This window comes from Nordella sp. HKS 07, assembly GCF_011046735.1.
Taxonomy (GTDB): Bacteria; Pseudomonadota; Alphaproteobacteria; order Rhizobiales; family Aestuariivirgaceae; genus Taklimakanibacter.
Genome location: NZ_CP049258.1, coordinates 3864486 through 3886703, shown reverse-complemented (window position 1 = coordinate 3886703; position 22218 = coordinate 3864486). Strand labels below are relative to the sequence as shown.

At 59.1% G+C, this 22218-nt stretch carries 11 protein-coding genes and 1 tRNA gene; 8 read left to right on the top strand and 4 right to left on the bottom strand.

Annotated features, from left to right (window positions below):
* Positions 1–172: 172 nt before the first annotated feature.
* The 4 genes from G5V57_RS18240 (at position 173) to G5V57_RS18225 (ending at position 8065) form a co-directional block, all read left to right on the top strand.
* Positions 173–1813 (top strand): metallophosphoesterase, encoded by a 1641-nt coding sequence (locus G5V57_RS18240; protein ID WP_165168995.1) that lies wholly within the window; start codon positions 173–175, stop codon positions 1811–1813.
* A 61-nt stretch (positions 1814–1874) separates the two neighbouring features.
* Entirely contained in the window at positions 1875–5234 is a 3360-nt protein-coding gene (locus G5V57_RS18235) for an alpha/beta fold hydrolase (protein WP_165168994.1), read from the top strand.
* Between the two features lie 3 nt (positions 5235–5237).
* A complete protein-coding gene (locus tag G5V57_RS18230; RefSeq protein WP_165168993.1) occupies positions 5238–6716 on the top strand; it encodes an MBL fold metallo-hydrolase in 1479 nt (492 codons plus the stop codon).
* The gene (locus G5V57_RS18225; protein WP_206530070.1) at positions 6656–8065 is read left to right on the top strand and encodes a hypothetical protein; all 1410 of its coding nucleotides are present in this window, start codon (positions 6656–6658) and stop codon (positions 8063–8065) included. Before G5V57_RS18230 ends, G5V57_RS18225 begins: the two co-directional genes overlap by 61 nt.
* 101 nt (positions 8066–8166) lie before the next feature.
* On the opposite strand, the gene G5V57_RS18220 is transcribed toward G5V57_RS18225, so the two are convergent.
* The 4 genes from G5V57_RS18220 to G5V57_RS18205 form a co-directional block, all read right to left on the bottom strand.
* Positions 8167–8940 (bottom strand): DUF1345 domain-containing protein, encoded by a 774-nt coding sequence (locus tag G5V57_RS18220; RefSeq protein WP_165168992.1) that lies wholly within the window; start codon positions 8938–8940, stop codon positions 8167–8169.
* Positions 8941–9340: 400 nt separating this feature from the next.
* Entirely contained in the window at positions 9341–10312 is a 972-nt protein-coding gene (locus tag G5V57_RS34445) for a hypothetical protein (protein WP_246737283.1), read from the bottom strand.
* A gap of 9 nt (positions 10313–10321) precedes the next feature.
* The gene (locus G5V57_RS34440) at positions 10322–11599 is read right to left on the bottom strand and encodes a toprim domain-containing protein (protein WP_246737282.1); all 1278 of its coding nucleotides are present in this window, start codon (positions 11597–11599) and stop codon (positions 10322–10324) included.
* 369 nt (positions 11600–11968) lie between these two features.
* Positions 11969–12045, bottom strand: a tRNA-Arg gene (locus tag G5V57_RS18205).
* A 1449-nt stretch (positions 12046–13494) separates the two neighbouring features.
* On the opposite strand from G5V57_RS18205, the gene G5V57_RS18200 reads away from it, so the two are divergent.
* From G5V57_RS18200 to G5V57_RS18185, 4 genes are read left to right on the top strand one after another with little or no spacing between them, the layout of a single operon-like run.
* Entirely contained in the window at positions 13495–14595 is a 1101-nt protein-coding gene (locus G5V57_RS18200; protein ID WP_165168991.1) for a DNA cytosine methyltransferase, read from the top strand.
* Entirely contained in the window at positions 14567–15001 is a 435-nt protein-coding gene (locus G5V57_RS18195; protein WP_206530069.1) for a very short patch repair endonuclease, read from the top strand. The genes G5V57_RS18200 and G5V57_RS18195 overlap by 29 nt, the downstream gene beginning before the upstream one ends.
* Positions 14998–18111: a DISARM system SNF2-like helicase DrmD gene (drmD, locus tag G5V57_RS18190; RefSeq protein WP_165168989.1), complete on the top strand. Its 3114-nt coding sequence runs from the start codon at positions 14998–15000 to the stop codon at positions 18109–18111. Before G5V57_RS18195 ends, drmD begins: the two co-directional genes overlap by 4 nt.
* Entirely contained in the window at positions 18108–22217 is a 4110-nt protein-coding gene (locus G5V57_RS18185) for an Eco57I restriction-modification methylase domain-containing protein (RefSeq protein WP_206530068.1), read from the top strand. Before drmD ends, G5V57_RS18185 begins: the two co-directional genes overlap by 4 nt.
* Position 22218: the final 1 nt, after the last annotated feature.

The following is a 22218-nucleotide window of genomic DNA, read 5'->3' as shown; positions in this document are numbered from 1 at the left end:
TACGTTTGGGCAGACAGCGGTTACACTGAATTACCGTGTTCTGTTGTAATGGGAACATCGCGTGCCTCGGCCTAGAATGGTGGGGTGGTACGATCCACCGCGACTCATTGCTATCGCTATCCGCGTCGCCATTTCGACGGTCTTTGGTGAATTTGCCGATCGGCGAGAGTCCGTGGCAGCATCGCGACCGATTGACCCCGATGCCATCGATCACGCGCACGATTACAGCCAGGAAAGCGCCAATGACGATTTCTGGCTCGACTTCATAGCCGATACTGGCGACGGCTGGAATTCGACCTACGCCATGGCGCGGCTGCTTGCCGATCCTCAGTTGACGGTTGGGGGCGTAAATGAGCCGCTGTTACGCGGACGCATCCTTGTGATGGGCGGCGACCAGATCTATCCGACAGCATCGCGTGACAGTTACCAGGAACGCCTCGAAGCTCCGTTCAGAGAAGCCGCGGCAGGGAAAATCGACCCGGCTCATCCGCCCCATGTTTATGCCGTGCCAGGCAATCACGATTGGTACGATGGTCTGCTTGCCTTTCTTGGTCTATTCTGTCGCCGCCGGAACTCTGACAACTGGGCGAGTGCGCGGCCAGGTCGAAATGTCGGTGGACGAGCGACCCAGCAGGTTCGCAGCTATTTTGCCATCGAGCTGCCGCACGAATGGTGGCTCTGGGGTGCGGATGTTCAATTGAGCGGCTACATCGACCAGCCGCAGATTGACTACTTTTCTCATATCGCGAGAGAATGGATGAAGCCGGGCTCCCGGCTCATCCTATGCACAGGTCAGCCAAGCTGGGCTTATGTGGACCCGCAAGATCCTGAGCCAAAATTCAGGAATTTCTCCTATCTCGAGTCCCTCGCCGGTCTTGCCGGAAAGGGGCACCGCTTGTGTCTCATCCTAACCGGCGATAGTCATCACTACTGCCGCTTCGTTGAGGGCGATTGCAACTATATTACCGCCGGTGGCGGTGGAGCCTTTCTGCACCCGACGCATCAACTGACGGATAGAATATTCGCCTGGCCATACCCGCACCCTGGCGTGCCAGGCGTCGCTGGCCAGACCTACACGCGGAAATTCAGCCTTGCGCGTGACCAGGTCAACAAAAAGCCTGCAACGTTCCCCGACCAAGCGGTGTCCAAGACGCTGACGCTCCGAAATTTTTTCTTCGCGGCCTTGAACTGGCAATACACCGCGACTGTCGCAGGTTTCTATGCCTTCTTCATTTGGCTTCTCAATGCCCAGGCCGCCTATCTCGGTACGTCGTTGCAGGCGTCACTGGTGCCACAGCCGCTGCCGTCATTTGCCGTCACGGCGCAGAACTACATGGCACTCGGGCTGATCTCCCCATGGCCGACCCTACTGCTTCTACTTTCCATCGCCGGCTACTTCTATTTGGCAGACTTTCCCTCATATTGGCGTTTGGTCGTCGGCGCGCTGCACGGCGCGATCCACGCAATCCTTGTGATGATCGCGACATGTATTCTTGCGCGATGGTTTTCGGCCATCCCAGCCGGCTGCTTCATCATCGCGACCGGACTCGCCGCCGGTGTGCTATCAGCAACAACCCTTGGCATCTATTTCCTGCTCTCGCTCACTCTCTTTGGCAGACATTGGGACGAGGCGTTCGCGGCGCTCCGGATCCAAGACTATAAGTGTTTCCTTCGCCTGCGCTTCGGACCTGCCGGCAGGCTTATGATCTATCCCATTGGTCTGAAACAGGTGCCGCGCGAACCACGGAGTGGGACACTGCGCAACCCACCACTCAAACCGCATCTGATCGAAGGCCCTATCGAGATCAACTAAATGCAGCGTCGCAAGGCGCGGGAGTATAGTTATGCGACGTTTGTCTCGGCAGTTGTCTCAGATGAAGCCTGCTTACGACGTCGTCGTTGTAGGCTCGGGCTATGGCGGTGGCGTCTCCGCTAGCCGACTCACCCGCATGGGCTATCGCGTGGCGATCCTTGAACGCGGCCTCGAACACTTGCCGGGCGAATATCCCGACACGCCGACGAAGGCGCTTGCGCAAATTCAGATCAGTGGCTCCCAGATCGGGCGTTACGGCAGGCCGACGGCAATTTTCGACCTCCATGTCAACCCGGACATGAACGTGCTGGTCGGCTGCGGGTTGGGTGGAACCTCGCTGATCAACGCCAACGTGGCAATCGAAGTCGACAAACGCGTTTTCGAGGATCCTAAATGGCCTTCAGGTATCGTGGACGCTGATCTCGAGGAAGGCTACCGCCGCGCGAGAACAATGCTGTCGCCTGAGCCCTACCCGCTCAACATGACTCAACTTAACAAACTAAAGGCGCTTGAAAGGGCTGCCACGGCACTGGGCGTCACCTATGAGCGCCCGCCCATAAATGTGACGTTCGAGGAACGAGTTAACAGCGCCGGCGTGCATCAGCGGGCGTGCACCTTATGTGGAGACTGCTGTTCGGGCTGTAACGTCGGAGCGAAGAACACGACGCTGATGAATTACGTTGCTGATGCAGCCGCTGGCGGCGCGGAGGTCTTCTGCGGCGTTCGCGTCCGTGCGGTCGGACGCGCTGCCGGCGGCTGGCGCATCGCCTATGTTCCTTTGGGCTTCGGCCGCCAACTATTCGCGGATGATGAGAGTACTGTGTCGGCGCGTATCGTCGTGCTCGCCGCCGGCACGCTCGGCTCGACAGAAATTTTGCTCCGCTCGCGTGACCGCGGACTTTCCGTGTCAAGCAGGATCGGCACGGGCTTCACCGGCAATGGCGACGTGCTCGCTTTCGGTTATAACAACGACATGCCAATCGACGGGATCGGCATTGGCGTCGAAGCGGCTGACTATGATCCGGCAAAATCGAACAAGCGCCCGGTCGGCCCGACCATTGCCGGCCTAATCGATTTACGCGCCACGCCGGAGCTGGACGACGGCATAGTCATCGAGGAAGGCGTCATACCGGGAGGCCTCGGATCGTTTCTTCCAGATGTCATGGCGATCGCCTCGGTGGCTCTCGGCCGCGACACCGACGAGGGTGACCGTCTATCGGAAATCAGCCGGGAAGTGGAAAGCCTCACCTTCGGCCCCTATCGCGGAGCGGTCAACCAAACCCAGACCTTCCTCGCGATGGCGCATGATGGATCGAATGGCGAGATGCGGCTGGCTCAGGACCGCCTCGTGGTCGATTGGCCGGCGATAGGGAGCTCCGCAACGTACGGCCGCATTGCTGAGAAGATCCGCACCGCCGTGCAGGCGACCGGCGGCACCTATGTTCCCAACCCAATATGGAGCAAGCTGATGCAACATCGGCTCGTTACCGTACATCCCCTCGGCGGCTGCCCAATGGGCAAGGAAGCCTCCCTTGGCGTGCTCGATGGCGATTGCCGTGTCTATGCCGGCAACAGCGGAACCGCCATCCATCCCGGCCTCTATGTTTGCGACGGCTCAATGATACCCCGTTCGCTCGGGGTCAACCCGCTCCTCACCATCTCCGCGATTTCGGAACGCGCGATGATCCGCCTGGCGCAGCGGGAGAAGCGCAATATCGATCTCACACCCCGGCAGCCCGCAGCAGATGCGGCTGCGGTTAGAACCACCGGCATTCAGTTCACAGAGCGGATGAGCGGAACCATTCAACCTGCGAATGGTGGCCCCAAGTCCGATGCCTCATTCATTTGCACCGTGCATGCACAGGATGCTAACCGTTTTATCAACGAACGCGACCATGAAGCCGAGTTGATTGGGACCTTCGAGGCCCACGCGCTCTCGCCCGATCCCCTCACCGTTTCGGGCGGTCGCTTCAACCTGTTCATCGTCGATCCCGGCCGCGTCGAGACCAAGCAGATGAACTATGCGATGCCGCTGACGGCGCGCGACGGCGGCCGTTACTTCATGCGCGGCATCAAGAGCATCCATGACGACCGCGGCTTCGATCTTTGGCGAGACACGACGACGCTCGCCGTGACCATCCATCAAGGCGCCGATGAATCCGGGCCAGTGCTCTACGAAGGAATTTTGAATATTGCCGCGCATGATTTTATCAACCAGTTGCGCACGATGGTGGTGACCGACGCTCCAAACCTGTCTGCGCGCCTCAAAATGGCCGCAGACTTCGGCCGTTTCTTCGCTGGGCGGATATTCGATAGTTTCGGTGGTCCGATCGCCCGCCCCGTCGCCTTCGACCCGCACACGACACGGATCAAGCGGCCGTTGCGCGTCAGCGCTCCGGAAGTGCATTTCTTCGATACCGCCGATGGCAAGAAGCTGCGCCTGACGCGCTATAAGGGGGGCCGCAAGGGACCGGTTATCTTCGTTCACGGCCTTGGCGTATCGAGCTTGATCTTCTCGATCGACACGATCGACACCAATATGCTCGAATTCGTCTACGCCGCTGGCTACGATTGCTGGCTCCTGGACTACCGGGCGAGCACCGATTTACAATATTCACACGAGCAATGGAATGCTGATGTCGTCGCCAAATACGACTATCAGCCAGCTGTCGACTATGTGCGCAACAGGTCCGGAAGCAACACCGTGCAAATGCTCACTCACTGCTACGGGGCAATGACCTTCAGCATGGCCATGTTGACGGGTTTGAAATATGTCCGGGCGGCCGCGATCTCACAAATTTCTACACATGCGGTGGTTCCATGGTTGCCACAGCGGATTCTGGCATACCTGCACGCACCCGATCTGCTTCACCTCATCGGAATCAAGCTGGTGGACGCGCGCTCGAGTGTCGATCGTCCTCTTTTCGAACGCATTGTCGACGTGATCATAGGCTTCGGTTATCCGTTCCGATCCGACGACCGAAGCCACAATCTGACCAGCCGGCGTATTACAGCCCTCTATGGGCAGCTCTATCAGCTCCAACAGCTCAACGAAGGTACTCTCGAGGCAATGCCGGAAATGTTCGGCACTGCGAACGTCACGGCGTTTCGCCACCTTTCAGCCATCGCGCGGGCGGGCCATGTTATTCGGGCCGACGGCACCGACGACTATTTGTGCGACGCCAACCTGCGCAACTTCGCCATACCGACACTGTTCTTCCATGGTACGCTGAACCACTGCTTCGCGCCCCCCGGCACCATCAAAACTATGGAACTGCTCGCTGGCACCAACGGCCGCCATCTATACGAGCGCCACGTCATTGCAGAAACAGGGCATCTCGACAGCATCTTTGGCAAGAACGCCGCCCGCGATGTCTATCCGGCGGTCGTGTCTCATCTCAACCAGACGGCACGGGAATGACGGATGCGAGGCAACAAGGACACACTTGAACGATCGAAAGACATGCAGCCGGTGCACGGTTCGATAGAGCTCGCCGTTTCCGCCGATCAGCTATGGCAGGCCTTCGATCAGCCTCGACTGTGGCCGCGTTGGAACACATGCTTCTTCTGGTGTGCCAATCGACGCCTGGAGCTCGGACGCCAACTCGTCTGGTGTTTCGAGCCAATCCGGCCATGGTACGGCTACAAGTTTCCGGCGATCGCAAAGGTTGTCGAGCTGGAGCCGGGACGTAAGGTGACCTGGGAGGTTACAGCTCTGCCCGGCTTCTATGCGCGGCATACTTATTCGGTAGAACCATTGCCCGACGGGCGCAGCCGCTTCAGCTCCTGCGAACAGGCCTATGGCTGGGGATTTCGTGTGCTGCGGAAATTCTGGCTTTCGCACTTCACTTTCGTGAAGGACCGCTCGCTCAGCGGCGCGCGGCAACTTGAGATTCGTCATCTCGCCGGCGATCGGATCGATGGCGATACGCTGCCGCGCCGCAATTACTTTGGATTCCTGTTCTCGATCATCGTCTGGGCCGCCTGGATCTATGGTTTGGCGTCATTGAACATTGCGACGCTCATCGTCGCCATTGCTCTCCTTGCGGGGCGACTTGCATACGCTTTCTACGACCTCTACGTGCGGCTTGATTGCCAGCGAGTTGCGCCCGGCATCCACGTCGCCCTCAATGGCGGCGGTAATACCTTGGTCGTGGAAGATGGCGACGACGTGCTTCTTGTCGACACAAAATTCCCACCGGCTTCGCACGCGCTGATGCGCTGGCTGCGGAAGAGCACGCTATTGCCGGTCACGATGACCGTCAACACGCACTATCACTACGACCATTCGCACGGGAACGTGCTGTTCCCTAATGCCGAACGCTTCGCCTTCGACAAAGCGCCGGATTTCATGAGGGCCCGCGACGGCGCATGGTGGAGTCGCCACGCGGAGGTGTTGCCCGATCGTCTGGTCTCGCCGGCCGGCACGACCATCCAGGTCGGCGGTCAACAAGTAGAGTTACTCCACCTGGGGCCGGGCCACACGCATGGCGATCTCATCGTGCGTGTGCCGAAATTCAACGTGATCGCAACGGGTGATCTGATATTCAACGGCTACTATATGTTTTTTGACGAGGGCCGCGAGGGTGTCGATCTCATGGGGAATGTCGATAAGCTGCGCTGGCTCGTGGCGCAGTGGCCAGATGCCATCTTCATGCCTGGGCACGGCCAGCTCGCGCGTGCGAACGATCTATTACGCGCCGCGGACTTCATCGAGGATCTGCTGAAGCAGGCGAAGGACGTGCGGGCCTCCGGCGGAACGGAAACCGATGCCGTACGCCGCATTGATCTACGCCGCTGGAACTTGCTGATTCTCCCGTCCTTCCACGAAGGCAAACTGGCTTGGGCAACAAAGGCCAGCAACGCCAAGGCGGCATGGCGTCTCACGGCAAGCTCGCAATGAGCGCCGCGACGCCAAATTCGGGTTTCGAGCGGTACCTGCGATATCCACTGGTCGATGCGATATTCAAGCGGCGCTCGCGCCGGATCAGTCAGGGCATTGGCGAGGTTTCGGCCGGCAGCCTGACTTGGCACTCGAACGACAAACCTCATCCGCTGACGGAACTCGAGCAGTCAATTTTGATTGCCGCGACTGGAATAACCGGCATCACGATGCCGGACATGCCCGATCGAACCGAAGCGGGTAGCCAGCTGCTCGGTTCGCCGATGGTAAATGCCATAGGCCGCGCCGCCAGCAGTCCCGACAACGCACAGGCGACTGTCTTTATCATGATCGATGACAGTGGAACGTACCTGCTCCGCAAGCCCGATTTTACCTTGCCGCCTGGAACGGTGCCGGCGGCCGATGATCTTGTGCGTGCCGCGCAGCAAGCCAAGCGGCGCATTCTTGGCCGGCGCCTGGAATTTCCCCGGCGCTTTCCCTGCTACGTCGGACGAAATCGAATGGTGTCGAATCTTCCGGGCACCACCATCTTCATGCCCATCGTCGATCTCAGCCGGCAGTACATCAATGGCATGATGTATCTTCTCTCGCAGGCTGACGGGCAGCGGCCAGCCTTTATTGATGATTGGAACTTTTATCGCTGGGCCGGCTGCAAACGCTGGATCAAAAACGGCTTTCTTAATCCCAACTTGAAGCTTCCACTTGGCTATCTCGGGACATTTCGCATCCATGTGGAAGCCGACCTACTGGTGCAAAATCTGCTGCTGACAATCCAGGCTATGGGGCTCGGCGGGTGGGTTCATGCTGGCTTTCCGGGACCATTCCTGCTGGGCGACCCAAGCTATCGTGCGCGTTACGGGCCAGGCCTCGGCTTCGATTTTTCCAAGCCGAAACTGGACTGGCGTGTTTTTCTCCGGCCCGTCACACCCCTGCCTGCCTGGAGTCCCAATCCAATCGCCCTTGGTGACCATTTAAAAGCGTTCTGCCCGCCAAATTATTCCGATATGGCGAGCGCCGTCGATGCAGTGTTGGCAGAGAAATACGGCCCAGGAGGCCTCTACAGCACCCCCGAAGCTTTCGCGCCCTCATTCAAGCCGGGCCTCGCACAAACCTTCATCGATGAGGTGCCGCATTACGATCCTGACGTCGTCGCGTGCACGAAAGAGATCTGCACTTACATTTATGAGACCTATGGACGGTTTCCTGCACATGTCGACGCCTTTCATGTGCCTGGCATTTGGGTGCAGACACATCACCTCGCGCTAGACTACTACGATACTTTGTACGCTCACGGGTACTCCGACAGTCAGGCACAACACCGTGAATTATGGCATGGAGAGGAGTCATAGATGCAGGATGAATCGACGAATAGACGCCCGCTCCACGCCGGACAAAGAGCGGAGTGGATCACCGCAACTGAGGTGACTCGAACCGTCGGGCGGCCAGCCGATTAGTGACATGTCAGGAATTCGCGTAGAAATGCAACGCTAGGCGGGCAATCTCCTTGGCCTACATTGACTGCGCGTGCAATGACGAGCGCGATCGCCACCAGGGCAATGCTCGATTCGAGCATTATTAACAACTTAGCACGATTGGATAGAGGGAGCGTGTCGGTTGGGGAGAAAGCGGTAGCTGTCGTAAACGCAAGGAATAGATAGTCAATAAAGCCGGGGGTAAATGAACTTGGCTTGTTTGGATTGTCTGAGAGCATCTGAGGAAACAGAAAGTCGTATCTCTCTCGATGTTTGAAGGGGCTAGCAGTTGGACCGCCGCGATCAAGTTCCCAATATAGTAGTGCAAATCCAACAATGTTGATCAACCAAATTTCAAAACCGTGAAATAAAAGACTGCACATACTTTCTCTAGTGTCAGCCAGATCAAGAATGAGGGCTAAGAGGGCAACAAAATTGATAAGAACAACAGCAATAGTCAGCAAAAGCGATGAATACCGGATGAATCTATGCCAGCGGGCTATGAGATATCGATTTTCGTCGCTCGTCGCGCGATTCGCTCGAAATTGATTCCATCCAGTAGCGAAGAATAACAGAGCCAGTAATATTGCTACCATCCGTGGAACCCACTTTAGAAACGAAACACGGTAGTCACCTGGTTCTAGTTGAAAATCCTCGCGGACAGCGAATTGTAATATTACAACGACACTAAGGCAGAGTCTGGCAATCCAAAAGTCAGCGTGTCTGAGGGAGAGGCTCGGCTGGGCAGCCATTGATGTCGCTCCGCCAATGTAAGACCGCACCAAAACAGCAAACTTCTATGGGTAATGTCCAATACTATGCGTTAACGCCGCCAATGTAATAGCATCTGCGCGGCTCCGAAATGACCTGCCGTTGAAGTTTCACCCAGTGTGGATTGGGACCTCGGTAAGCTGTATGCCTTTTTTGGGCGGGTGGGGCAACAGGCCGGAACGCGGAGTCATCAGATAGCGCAGCTAATTTTATCAAGGCTGACGAGTTGGCCCGTCTCGAGTGCGGCGCTCGTCAGCCTCATGAGCGAGAAGCCGCGCCAACTACTCGCATAGGCAGCGCTGCGGCTTCTGCTCGCCACCGGTATGCGGTCTAGCGAGGTGCGGTCGCTCAAATGGAGCGATGCGATTGAATATCAATGCGTTAGTGCGGACGGTAAGTCGTTTTTACCCCCTGCTTCGTCCGCAACGGTCTGCACGGATTGTGGTTCTGAACCTGCGAAGGATTGTCGTTCGGTGGAAGCGCGGACGATACGGACGATGCGGACGGTTGCGCTCCTCCAGTTTCTGGCGAGGGAGGCTCCGTCATGCTGATGCGGATGACACGGGTCCGCGCCCGGCCATCACGCCCTAAGCTAATCTCGATGCCGATCTTGCGCAGGAAGGCCGCCGCTCGGCGCACGCGGCCTGCCAGCGCCTGCGGGCTGCTAGGCCAGGCCTTCGAGTTGGCGACTCGCGCACCCGCCTTCTGGTCAAGAGCTTCCAAAAGCTCCGACGCGGTGCCGGTCCACTCCGTTTGTGCCACCATCATCGCTCGCAGAGCGGCGGCGATCGGATCCGCCTCGATCACGCCCTCCACCGCCGCATCGCGATTGCCGCAATATGCCGACCAGAATGTGCCGGCTGCCCATCGCGCCGTTTCGCAGGCCGTCGCCCAGAGCGCCAAGTCGGCCATGCGCGGCAACCGTTCGAGCCGGGTGTGCGGCAGCATCGCTAGACCCTTAACTACCGCGTCGAGAAGCGCACCGATAATGCGCGGGCACTCGGCCTCGAATGCTACCCATAACTCCTGTTCAGGTCGGCGGCGTTCCTCAGATATCTGTTCCAACGGCAGGAGTAGGGAACGGTCCGCAAGGTCGGGCCGCGTCACGAAGTCCTCAATGCCATTTAGGATCACCGGCCGGGTGGCGTCGAACAGCACCTCTTCCTGGTCTGTATAAAGCTGCCGGACTGCGAAACCGCCGCCGGTGGCCAGACGGCAGAACGTGTCGGAAAGCCATGCTGGAAGACCCGAAACGTTGTCGAAAGCGAGTATATGACCATTACCTGCGGCGATGAACAAGTCGCGATCGTCGCGCGGCAAAGCACGCAAAGGTGCGATGTTAGGATCAATCAATGCTCGCAGTCATGCCGAGAAGGTAGATTTGGCCGAGCCCTGCTCGCCGGACAGTACCATCACCGGATAGGGACCGCGGTCGCGCAAGCAGGCAAGCGCCCAAGCGATCACCAGCACGAAATCGGCATCGGATCGCACATTCAGGAACGATCGCAGCGCATCAACCGATCCGCCCGGAACAGGCGACGGCAGCGCCTGCATCCCGGCAGCGCGACGAAAACGCACCGGCGGATTGTCAACTATCCGCCAGCCGTCCGGATTGATTTCCAACGCCTGCCATGTATCGTTGCAGAGGTCGAGATAAGGCCGTCCGTCTTGCCCACCAATGCGAACATGTACGATACGCTCTGGCGCATCGTAATGTGCATTGGCCTCGATCACGTTGAGGGCCGATTGCAATGCTTCGGAGCTCGGCCCACCACCGGTAGCCTCGAAAAAGCGACGAAAAAGCCATCGCCGAAAGCCCCTGGCGCGGATTGGCCAGGTCTCCCGGTGGCCGTTGACCTCGATGTCAGCAAACCCCGTCCCATCTGGCGCGTGGAAGAACTCGGCGCTCCGCGCAAGCTCAATAAGGATATCCGCTTGCGTCGGCCGGCGCCCACCCGCTTCGCCGCTTTCCTTGGCGATCGCGTCATCGAGGACTGTAACACGACATCCGGCTTTCTTGAGTTGCGTTCGAAGCGCTTCGAAAGCGGCGCGATCGTCCCGCTTGAGTGTCGCGAGGCGTTCGACCACCTCTGGCACGAAGGCGGCACCGGGATCGGCAGTAATCCTGTCGACGAGGCCGTCCAGCGGGTCGGTAACTTCCTCGGCGCCAACAATGGCCCCGCGGACTGCATCTCTGCCCGCATCGAACGTATTCATCACGCGGCCTCCTCGTTGCCATGCGTGCGGCGAACCAGCTCGGGCGATGCGCACACGCCGCCCTTCCCGCTTCCAGCGCCAGGCGCATTCCCGCGCCGCCGCTTCGCCGGGATCGTCGCCATCGACGATCACGATAACGTCACGAACCTCGCGCGGCAGGTCGAGAGTGCGAAGACCCGAGGTCGAGAGAGCGGCCCATGCCGTGTGACCGCTTGCCTGCATAGCCGCAAGGCATGTCTCGATGCCTTCGCCAACCATCAGGACTTCTCCAAGTTCTGCAAGACGGACAACGCCGCCGCGACACGGTCCCAGCATCATCTTGGCTGGCTTGACCGCGGCCTTTCCACTGCCATCGAGCCGAAGAAAAGTTCGGTGGATGCCTATCGGAATCCCGTCCACGCCGTGGGTAACCAGCGCGACCATCGCCGGCTATTCGGCACCCGAGGGATGCCTCAGTCCGTTAGCTGCCCGCACTGGATCGGCCGAAAGATAACTGTAGCGCTCGGTCGTCGACCTCTTGGTGTGCCCAAGCAGTGGGCCGATGATCGGCAGCGAGACGCCACCGCCGGCGCCGACGCTGGCGAAACTGTGCCGCAGGTCGCGAAGCCGAACGCCATTAAGGCGGGCGATCTTGCAAAGGCGAAGCCATGGCTTACGGAGGTTCACAAGATGGTGCCTGCGCGCTCGCCGGCAATAACGTAGGATGTTGACCACGTCGCTAGAATTCGTGGTGACTCCTTGGTGACTCCAAGGCCGGACCCCTCACAGGAATCGGCTAAGCGCTTGATGTGATGGCGCACCCGACAGGATTCGAACCTGTGACCTCTGCCTTCGGAGGGCAGCGCTCTGTCCAGCTGAGCTACGGCTGCCTCCGAAGGATAGCCGGAGCCGGCTCTACAAGCCCAACGGTGACCTTTCTGTATTACATTCGCGAACGTCTAAAAGTCACCTACAGCGGGGCTATTGGTATTACCCGAGACGTTACCCAACCTGCTTTTGGCGAATTCCGCGATCGATTTCTGGGGTGTAAGTCTTTGATTTTCTTGGTGGGCGCACAAGGACTCGAGCCTTGGACCCGCTGATTAAGAGTCAGCCGTTTTGAGTCCTCTAACCACTGAATATATTATCAGGGCGTCGGGAGTCTGCTGGACGGTCCGTGTCCGGGTCCGCTTCTCTAAAGCAGACAAATATCGACTACTGAGCCCCCGGCCCGCGACAATTCCACTGTGCCTTCAGTAAGGAGCACGCCCTATGCCCGTAATGCCTAAAATAGGTCCAAATAGGGGTAATGCCGGGAAAGGCCGGCCGAAGGGCTCGCCCAACAGGACCACCGTCCTCCTAAAGGACGCAATCTTGACGGCAGCCACTCAGCACGGGCTCGATGGGGAGGGCACGGACGGCCTCGTGGGTTATTGCCGCTTCCTGGCAAGAGACCAGCCGAAAGCATTCGTGCAACTCCTCGGTAAGGTACTTCCGCCCCCGCTCACCGGTCACGACGAACAGCCTCTGACCATCGAGATCGTGCGATATTCTGATCTTCTCGAGGATCACTCCCATGCTGGCCGACAGGGCTACGCTGATGCGACGAACACAGCCAAAGACTAGTGTGCGCGAGCCCGGAACGCCCAACTAAGCCACCGCTGAGACCAAGGCGGCGACACAGCATTCGCAGGGGCTCGAGATGAAATACGTCACATGCGGTTATGGCTTAGCGCTCTGAGGCAAAGGATAGCCTCCGCGACTTTCCTACGCCAAAGGCCGCTAAGTCTATCTAGCGTTCAGATTTGGGCTCGATTCTCCGGCGATGCATGCTACCGGACGGTTTGCGTGTAATTTCTGTGTAGGCATGCTCAGAAAATTACACCAAAACGCAGAACCCCATAGGACTGGAAATGCACCCCACAAGAGAAATATCCTCCAATATCAATCATCTAAGAATGGGCAAGGACCAAATAGAATCAGATAGATTGTCCGGCATAAGCACTGAAAATCCGCGTGTCGGTGGTTCGATTCCGCCCCTGGGCACCATTCATTTCCGGCGCAAAATCAAATGATTAGCAGAACTATGGCAACATGTTTGCTCCGTCATTTTGAACGATGTCCCTCTCAACGGCTACCATTGATTTTCAAGGATTTTTAGCAAGCAACGGCAGCTCCATGCGACATGAATGCGACATAAGTGCCTCTACGACGAGCATCGGCTTGCAGCTAATTTGCGAGGGTCGCACTGTCTCGTGTAACAATTGGCGATCAAAAGAAGCTAATTGAGGCTAGCCCGCCGTGGCAGAAAACAGGAGCATTCGGGGGAGAGAATACGGATGGGTGATGTTGCATGCGTCGACTTGTTTTGTGGTGCAGGAGGTCTAACGCATGGTCTGATTTTGGAGGGAATTAAGGTCGTCGCGGGTATTGATGTCGACGAAGCGTGTCGGTATCCCTTTGAAACAAATAACGCGGCCCTATTCTTAAAAGAAGACGTCGGACGAGTATCCCCGAGTCGGATCAACAAGCTCTTCAGGGGCGCTGACGTTCGCGTCCTGGCTGGGTGCGCGCCTTGCCAACCATTTTCGACATACGCGCAGCGGTACGATGTAGTCGGCAGCGCCCGATGGGGCCTCCTGTACCGGTTTGCGCGACTGATCAAGACTATCCGCCCCGAGTTGGTAACGATGGAGAATGTTCCGGCGGTCACCCAGCACTCCGTGTTCGACGATTTCGTCAAAGCGCTAATGAAATTGGGGTACTGGGTCTACCAAGACATCGTCGATTGCACACTTTACGGACTACCCCAAAGTCGACGTCGTATGGTGCTCCTCGCCTCTCTCATCGGCCCGATCGAGCTGATTGGGCCTACGCATGAGCGGCCGGCGACCGTCCGCGGGGCTATCGGGAAATTGCCGTCCATCCGGCAGGGAGCTGCTCACGCTAAGGATCCTCTGCATTCGGCTTCCATGCTGTCCGATCTGAACTTCAAGCGAATCCGTGCGTCGCGCCCTGGAGGCACTTGGCGTGATTGGCCGAGACATCTGGTCGCTGAGTGTCATCGGCGCGAGACGGGTTACACGTATCCGGGTGTGTACGGTCGAATGGTCTGGGATGAGCCCGCCCCAACTTTGACAACCCAATTTTATGGGTTCGGAAATGGTCGATTTGGGCACCCAGAGCAGGACCGCGCCATATCGCTGCGAGAGGGCGCAATTCTCCAAGGATTTCCGCCCTCATATTCCTTTGTTCCCGAAGGTGATCCCATCCATTTCAAAGCACTGGGCCGCATGATCGGCAACGCGGTTCCGGTCACCCTCGGCAAGGTAATCGGGCAGAGCATTTCGGCGCACCTCGGCATCAAGCCCGGCAAAACGAATTCCATGGGTAAGAAGGGAGGCATCGCGGATGTCGCGCGTAAGCCCCTCGTCGCATGAAGCAAGTCTCCGGATGGCCCGCGTCCGGCAGAAGGGCACAAAGGCCGAAATCGACTTGCGGAAGGCGTTGCACACAAAACGCCTTCGCTATCGCTTGCACGTGCCGCTGCTGACTAAGCCACGTCGCGTGGCCGACATCGTCTTCTCCCGCACTCGTGTCGCCATCTTTGTCGATGGCTGTTTCTGGCATGGCTGTCCGGAACACGCCTCTTGGCCAAAGAGCAATGCAGACTTTTGGCGCGAAAAGATCGAGACCAACCGCGCGCGAGACGCCGAAACCGATCGGCTACTGCAGTCGCTGGGCTGGAGGGTTGTCCGTGTCTGGGCTCATGAAAACGCCGACGATGCAGCCCACCGCATTGCCCAGATAGTCGAAGCTCGCAAGCATGGCGGAGGCCTTTCATGATTACAGGTGCAAGCGGCCCCGCAACACCGGTCGCGCTTCACACGGCTCCCGAGCCTGGACAGTTGGTTGAAGCACGGCGCCGCCAGTGGATCGTTTCAGAGGTGGACGGCGGTTCCGTTGCGCCAAATCTCCCGAAGCGACACCTCGTCCGTCTCGCATCGATCGATGAGGACGCACTCGGAGAGGAAATCGAAGTTCTGTGGGAGCTCGAACCGGGCGCTCACGTCATTGAGCGGGCCGGGCTGCCCCGAGTTACCGGCTTGGACGATCCGGTGACCCTGCAAGCATTTCTTGATGCTGTTCGTTGGGGTGCGGCTACCAATGCCGACCGCGGCTACCTGCAGGCACCCTTCCGCAGTGGCGCCAGCATCGAGGACTTCCAGCTTGATCCCTTGGTGCGCGCCATCGACATGGCCCGTGCCAGTTTGCTGATCGCCGATGACGTCGGCCTCGGCAAAACCATTGAAGCCGGCCTCGTCGTGCAAGAAATGCTCCTTCGCCATCGCGCTCGCACCGTGCTGGTGCTTTGCCCAGCCTCATTGCAGGAAAAGTGGCGTATCGAGATGCAGGAGAAATTCGGGCTCGAATTCCGGATCGTCGACACTGAATACATCAAGCATTTGCGCCGAGAGCGGGGACTGCACGCCAATCCGTGGACTTCTTTTCCCCGTCTCATCACGTCGATGGACTGGGCCAAGCAGGGTGAAGGTTTGCGTCTTCTGCGGGACGCATTGCCCCCGCACGTCGGTCATCCCAGGAAGTTCGATCTTTTGATCATCGACGAGGCTCACAACGTCGCTCCGACCGTCGGCCGTTATCCCGTCGAGAGTCTTAGGACACGGCTGGTCCGTCTAGCCGCGCCACACTTCCAGCACAAGCTGTTTCTGACCGCCACGCCGCACGATGGTTACACCGAATCCTTCACCGCGCTCCTTGAACTCCTCGATGATCAGCGGTTCGCGAGAAACGTGCTCCCAAGCGACCTCCAACTCGCCCGGGTCATGGTCCGTAGGCTGAAGAGCGATCTGGTCGATGCAAATGGCAAGCGCATCTACCCCAAGAGGCTACTTGAAGCGCTGCCGGTCGAGTATACCGAAGACGAGAGGAGCGTTCGGCGGCAGCTGGAAGCATACATCAAGAGTCGCGAAAGCGGTGCCGGTGGCGGGCGGGCCGTCGATCACTTCGTGCACCAATTACTGCGCAAGCGCCTCTCATCGTCCCCTGCGGCGTTCACAACCACACTGGAGCGGCATATCGCGACAATCGAGGGCCGGGCGTCCAGCGGGTGCAGCCAGAAGAAATTCGATGACCGTATCCTCCGGCGGGCGATTGCGAAGACCGAGGAAGACTATGCAGACGACGCACAGCGGGACGCCGCCGAGGCTGAAGCGATCGAGGAATCCGGCAAACACGTTCGTCCACCAACTGACGAAGAGCGGCGGATGCTCGACCGGTTACGGTCATGGGCTCAGCAGGCGGCTCGTCGAACAGATGCCAAGGCCAGCGCTGTGCTGGATTGGTTGGCCCGACACCTGAAGGACGGTGACAGGTGGAAGAACGAGCGGGTGATCTTATTCACCGAGTACCGCGCCACTCAGCAATGGATGCATGATATCCTCGCGGCCCAAGATTTCGGGGCCGGGCGACTGGCTCTGATCTATGGGGGCATGGATCCGAAGGAACGCGAGACCGTGAAGGCCGCGTTCCAGGCCAATCCCTCGGAATCCCCGGTGAGGATCCTGCTGGCGACCGATGCGGCTTCCGAGGGCATCGATCTTCAGAACCACTGCCACCTGATGATCCACCTCGAAATTCCGTACAACCCGAATGTGATGGAACAGCGGAACGGCCGCATCGACCGCCATGGGCAACGCGCCAGCGAGGTTGTCATCTGGCACCCGGTGGATGCCAAGGGTGGCCATGGAGAGGATATCCTGCGTGCGCTTCGCAAACTGGATGCCATGCGTGACGACATGGGCAGCGTCAACCCGGTCATCGCACCTCAACTACCGGACCTCCTCGAGGGTCGCCGCCGCGATCTCGACACGCGACAAGCCGAAATTCGAATGGAGAAATCGCGCCGTTTCATGAAGGCCGAGCGTGATCTTCGCGAACGTGTAGCCAAACTCCACGAACGGCTGAACGAGACCCGGCGGGAACAGAGCCTCGTGCCTGCTCACATCGAACGGGCCGTGCGTACTGCTCTGCGTCTTGCAGACAAGCCCGATCTAGAACCGGTCTCACTGTCGGGGGCGCCGGACGGGACCGTCTTTCGAATTCCCGTCTTGTCAGGGTCGTGGTCTCGATGCCTCGAGGGGCTCGAACATCCCTACACCCAGAGGATCCGCCCCATCACTTTCGACCACGATGTCGCCAAAGGACGTGACGACGTTGTCCTCGTCCACCTGAACCATCGGCTGGTCCAGATGAGTCTCCGGCTCCTGCGCGCGGAGATCTGGGCTCGTGACGATGTCAAGAGACTGCACCGTGTGACCGTTCGCTCACTTCCGGATGGGTGGATTGAGGGTCCGGCCGTAGTGGTAATGTCGCGGCTCGTTGTGACCGGCGGGAACCATCATCGCCTGCACGAGGAACTCACCGAGGCCGGGGGCTATCTGCGCGATTCCGGTTTCCGGCGGGAGGATCGGGTTACGGAGGTTCGCCGTTGGCTTGAGGAATCGCAACCCGCAACCCTGTCGGATTCGACGTTCGGCGCCTTGCGGACCCGGTTCGACAAGCAGCATAACGCCGTTTTGGCCGCCGTCGAGGCTCGCTCGAAGGATCGGTTGCGTTTCCTCGTGAACACGATCGAAACCCGAAAGCGCAAGGAGGCCGATGACATCCGGCAGGTTCTGGACGACCTCGAACGAGCCTTGAAGACAGAGATCGCCGCGGAAGAACGACCCATGCTGCCCTTCTCCGAGGATGAGCTCACGCAGCTCAAGCGCGACCGGGCGGCCCTCGAAGCGCGCCTGACCCGGATCCCGAAGGAACGAGAACAAGAGTTGCGCGCGATCGAGGAACGGCACTCCAACGCTATCGAGCACACCTTCCCGGTGGCCGTCGTGCTGTTGGTGCCGAAGTCCGTCGCGACGGAGAAGCGCGAATGAGCAACGATCACGAATGGCTGAACCTCGTCGAAGTCTCTGGGCCCTTCTTGGCGGTGCCCATTCTAAGGGATGTTTTTCCCCAAGGTCTCGAAGTTCTGCCTTCCGGGCGGTCCCAGCGGCTGCGTCGAACATATGAGGAATGGCGCGATGCGGTAGACATGGACGACGTCGACCTAGCAGCCCTGCACGCGGCCTGGATCGACGATGTGCTGCTAACCGCGCTTGAGATGGATGACACGGTGTTGCGCAAGGGCTCGACTCTGGCTGCGCGCCTGACGGTCTCGATGCCTGAACACGGGGTCACGGTCGCGCCCGATATCGCGGTCGTCAATCCAACGAATGGCGATGAACCGCTCCTACTCATCCACGTCTATGATCCCGACACTGATCTGGACGCGACCCGCCGATTCGACGGCCTTGCGATCACACCAGCAGATCGGATGGTGTGGTTGCTCCGGGCGACGGGATGCCCCATCGGCATCCTGACCAATGGCGAGCGCTGGATGCTCGTCCACGCGCCTGTCGGCGCCGTGGCAGGCTTCGCGAGCTGGTACGCGCGTCTATGGGGCCAGGAGCTGGAAACGCTGCGCGCCTTTGTCAGTCTTCTGGGCGTCCGCCGCTTCTTCGGGCCTGACGAGGGCAAGCTCCCCGCGCTCTATGAACGGTCTCTGAAACACCAGGACGACGTGACGGAGGCTCTGGGCGAACAGGTCCGGCGCGCCGTCGAAGTGCTCGTCCAGGCTCTCGATCGCGCCGACCAGGACCGCAATCGTGATCTCCTGCGCGACGTCGATCCGCGAGAGCTCTACGAGGCCGGCCTGACAATGATGATGCGGCTCGTCTTCCTGCTGGCAGCCGAAGAACGCGCCCTGTTGCTGCTCGGCGATCCGCGCTACGACGCCTTCTACGCCATCTCCAGCCTGCGGACGCAGTTGCGTGCCGATTCCGAAGAAATCCTCGAGCGTCGCCGATCTGCCTGGTCGCGGTTGCTCGCTCTGTTTCGCGGCGTCTATGGCGGGATCGATCATCCGATGCTGCGCCTCCCGGCGCTCGGCGGCTCCCTGTTCGATCCCGATCGCTACCCCTTCCTCGAAGGGCGCAAGAAGGGGACGAGCTGGCGCAGTGATCCTGCGGAACCGCTGCCGATCGACGACCGTACCGTTCTGCTCCTGCTGGAAGCGATCCAGACCTTCGAAGGTCACACGCTGTCCTATCGCGCGCTCGACGTGGAGCAGATCGGCCATGTATACGAGGGTCTCCTCGAACGCACGGTGAAGCGCGTCGACGACGTGACTCTCGAACTCGACAGCGGCGCGAAGGCCAAGAGCCCCCGTGTAACGCTCGGCGAGATGGATTCGGCACGCCTGGATGGCGCGGCGAGGATCGCCGAACTGTTGAAGGAACGGAGCGAACGCTCGGAATCCGCCATTCGCAACGCCCTTGAGCGGACGACCGACGATCGTCTCACCGGACGGCTGCTCACCATCTGCCGCGGAGACATCGGTCTGCGCGACCGCATCCTGCCCTACGCACCCCTCCTGCGGACGGACCCTTGGGGTTATCCGCTTGTCCACCACGAGGGTGCCTTCGTCGTCGTGCTCGGCGCCGATCGGCGCGAGAGCGGCACGCACTACACGCCGAAGAGTCTGACCGAGAAGATCGTCGAGGAGACGCTTACGCCGGTGGCCTATCGTGGGCCGGCCGAGGGCAAAGCGCCCGATGAGTGGGAACTGAAGAGCGCCTGTGAATTGCTGGATCTTAAGTTCTGCGATCCCACGATGGGGTCGGGCGCCTTCCTTGTGCAGACGTGCCGCTGGCTCTCCGACCGACTGGTCGAGGCCTGGTCCGTGACCGAGGCGAGTGGCAAGCGGATCGACAGTGAAGGCCGCCTTCTTGATGAAGGCGATGGCGTGGCTTTCGAGCCCTTGTCGCAGGACGCCGAAGAGCGTGCGATCCTCGCACGGCGTCTCATCGCGGAACGCTGCCTCTATGGCGTGGATCGCAATCCGCTCGCCGTCGAGCTGGCCAAGCTTTCGCTCTGGCTGACGACCATGTCCAAGGGTCGGCCTTTCGGCTTCCTCGACCACAATCTAAGGAGCGGCGACAGCCTTCTCGGCATCCATGATCTGGGCCAGCTCGTCGAGCTCGACATGAACCCGAAGGGCAAGGCGCAGTTACGCCTGTTCGGTCGAACCATCCGTTCGGCTGTCGACCAAGCGCTCGGGCTTCGCGCGCGTCTGCGGGAGATCCCTATTCGCGATATTCATGACGTCGAGGCGATGGCGGCGCTCAATGCGCAGTCACGCGGGGAGTTGGAGCTGCCCACACGGGTCGCTGATGCGTTCGTCGGAATCATCCTCGCCGAAGAGCGTGCGGGAGAGCGGGCCGCTCGGATCCAGACGTTGGCTGCATTCGCCGACGCCGCCGCAAGCGGCGACACGCCGGCAAAAGTCCGTCTCCTGCAGGATGCATTAAATGACTTGGCCAAAGATGTGTCCGACGGAGTGGCGCGACAGCCATTCCACTGGCCACTGGAATTCCCCGAAGTGTTTCTGCGCGAGAACGGAGGCTTTGATGCTTTCGTAGGAAATCCGCCTTTCCTGGGCGGTCAGAGGATCACCGGAGCGATGGGCACTGCCTTCCGGAATTGGCTCGTGGATCAAATAGCACAAGGACGCCGTGGCTCGGCCGATCTAGTGGCGTACTTCTTCCTGCGTACATTCACTTTGATGAGAGAGAGAGGGCATCTCGGTTTCTTAGCCGTCAACACGATCGCGGAGGGCGATACAAGGCAGGTGGGGCTCGAGTCCATGCTGAAATCGGGCGCTGTCATCCATGCAGCTTATCCGAACGAACCTTGGCCAGGTGCCGCGGCCGTGGTCACCAGTCGAGTTCATATCCTTAAGGGCATATGGAATGCAGCACGTAGCCTACTTGGGCGACCTGCACGCTACATCTCACCATTTCTCTCAGATCGGGAGGAATGGAGCCCTAAGAAATTGAAGGCCAACGAAGGAATCGCGTTCCAGGGCTCTATAGTTCTCGGTATGGGCTTTGTACTTACGCCAGATGATGCACAGCGAATGTTAGATGCCGACCCGCGCAATGCTGATGTAATTTTTCCTTATCTGAACGGTGAAGATCTTAATTCAGACTCGGAGCAGCGTCCCAGCAGATGGGTGATCAATTTCTGGGACTGGCCTGAGGATCGGGCACGCAAATATCCATTGCCGTATGTTTGGTTGGAGGATCATGTAAAGGAGGAGCGACTCGTCAAAAATGATCGGGTCGCTCGAGAAAAATGGTGGTTGCCACTGCGCGCCAGACCCGAGCTTTACCACGCCATCGGACGCGGTCATCTTTTCGAGAAACATCCAGATGACTGGAACCGGGATCGGCCAACGCCAGACAGAGTCCTGGTGTGCAGTGAGGTTACAAAGCACCTCGCATTTGCGCTTGTGCCGAACCAGTTTGTATTTTCAGCCAATCTTGATATTTTTTCCGATATCAATCTTTTTTGCGTTCTGCAATCTAGCATTCATGAAATATGGGCACGGCAATACTGCTCCCGCTTGGAAACGCGGCTAAAATATTCGCCGGGAAACGCATTCGAGACTTTCCCATTTCCGACGGAGATTCCTACGAGGCTACTCAGCCTCGGGGAGCAGTTGGAGAAAAGCCGCTTGGACTTCATGACCATGAACAGTTGCGGCTTAACTGGGTTCTACAATCACTTCCATCGTCCGGATTCTGCAGATGATGCAATAATCGAATTGCGCGGGATTCAACGGCAAATCGACCGAAGTCTCGCCGACTCTTACGGATGGGACGATCTTGATCTAGGCCACGGCTTTCACGAGGTTTCGTACCTACTCGAGAATGATCGAGTCCGGTTCACGATCTCGGGGACAGCCCGCCGAGAAGTTCTGGGTCGCTTGGCCGAGCTGAACCGTCAGCGTTACCAGGAAGAGGTCGAGCAAGGCCTGCACGAAGGGAGGCCTGGCTCAGGCAAGGCGCGTGGGCGCCGATCACGCGTCGTATCCGCGTCCGAGTCGACGCTTGACCTCGAAGACACTCGTCCGACGACTTTTGAGAGGGGTGCTTGAC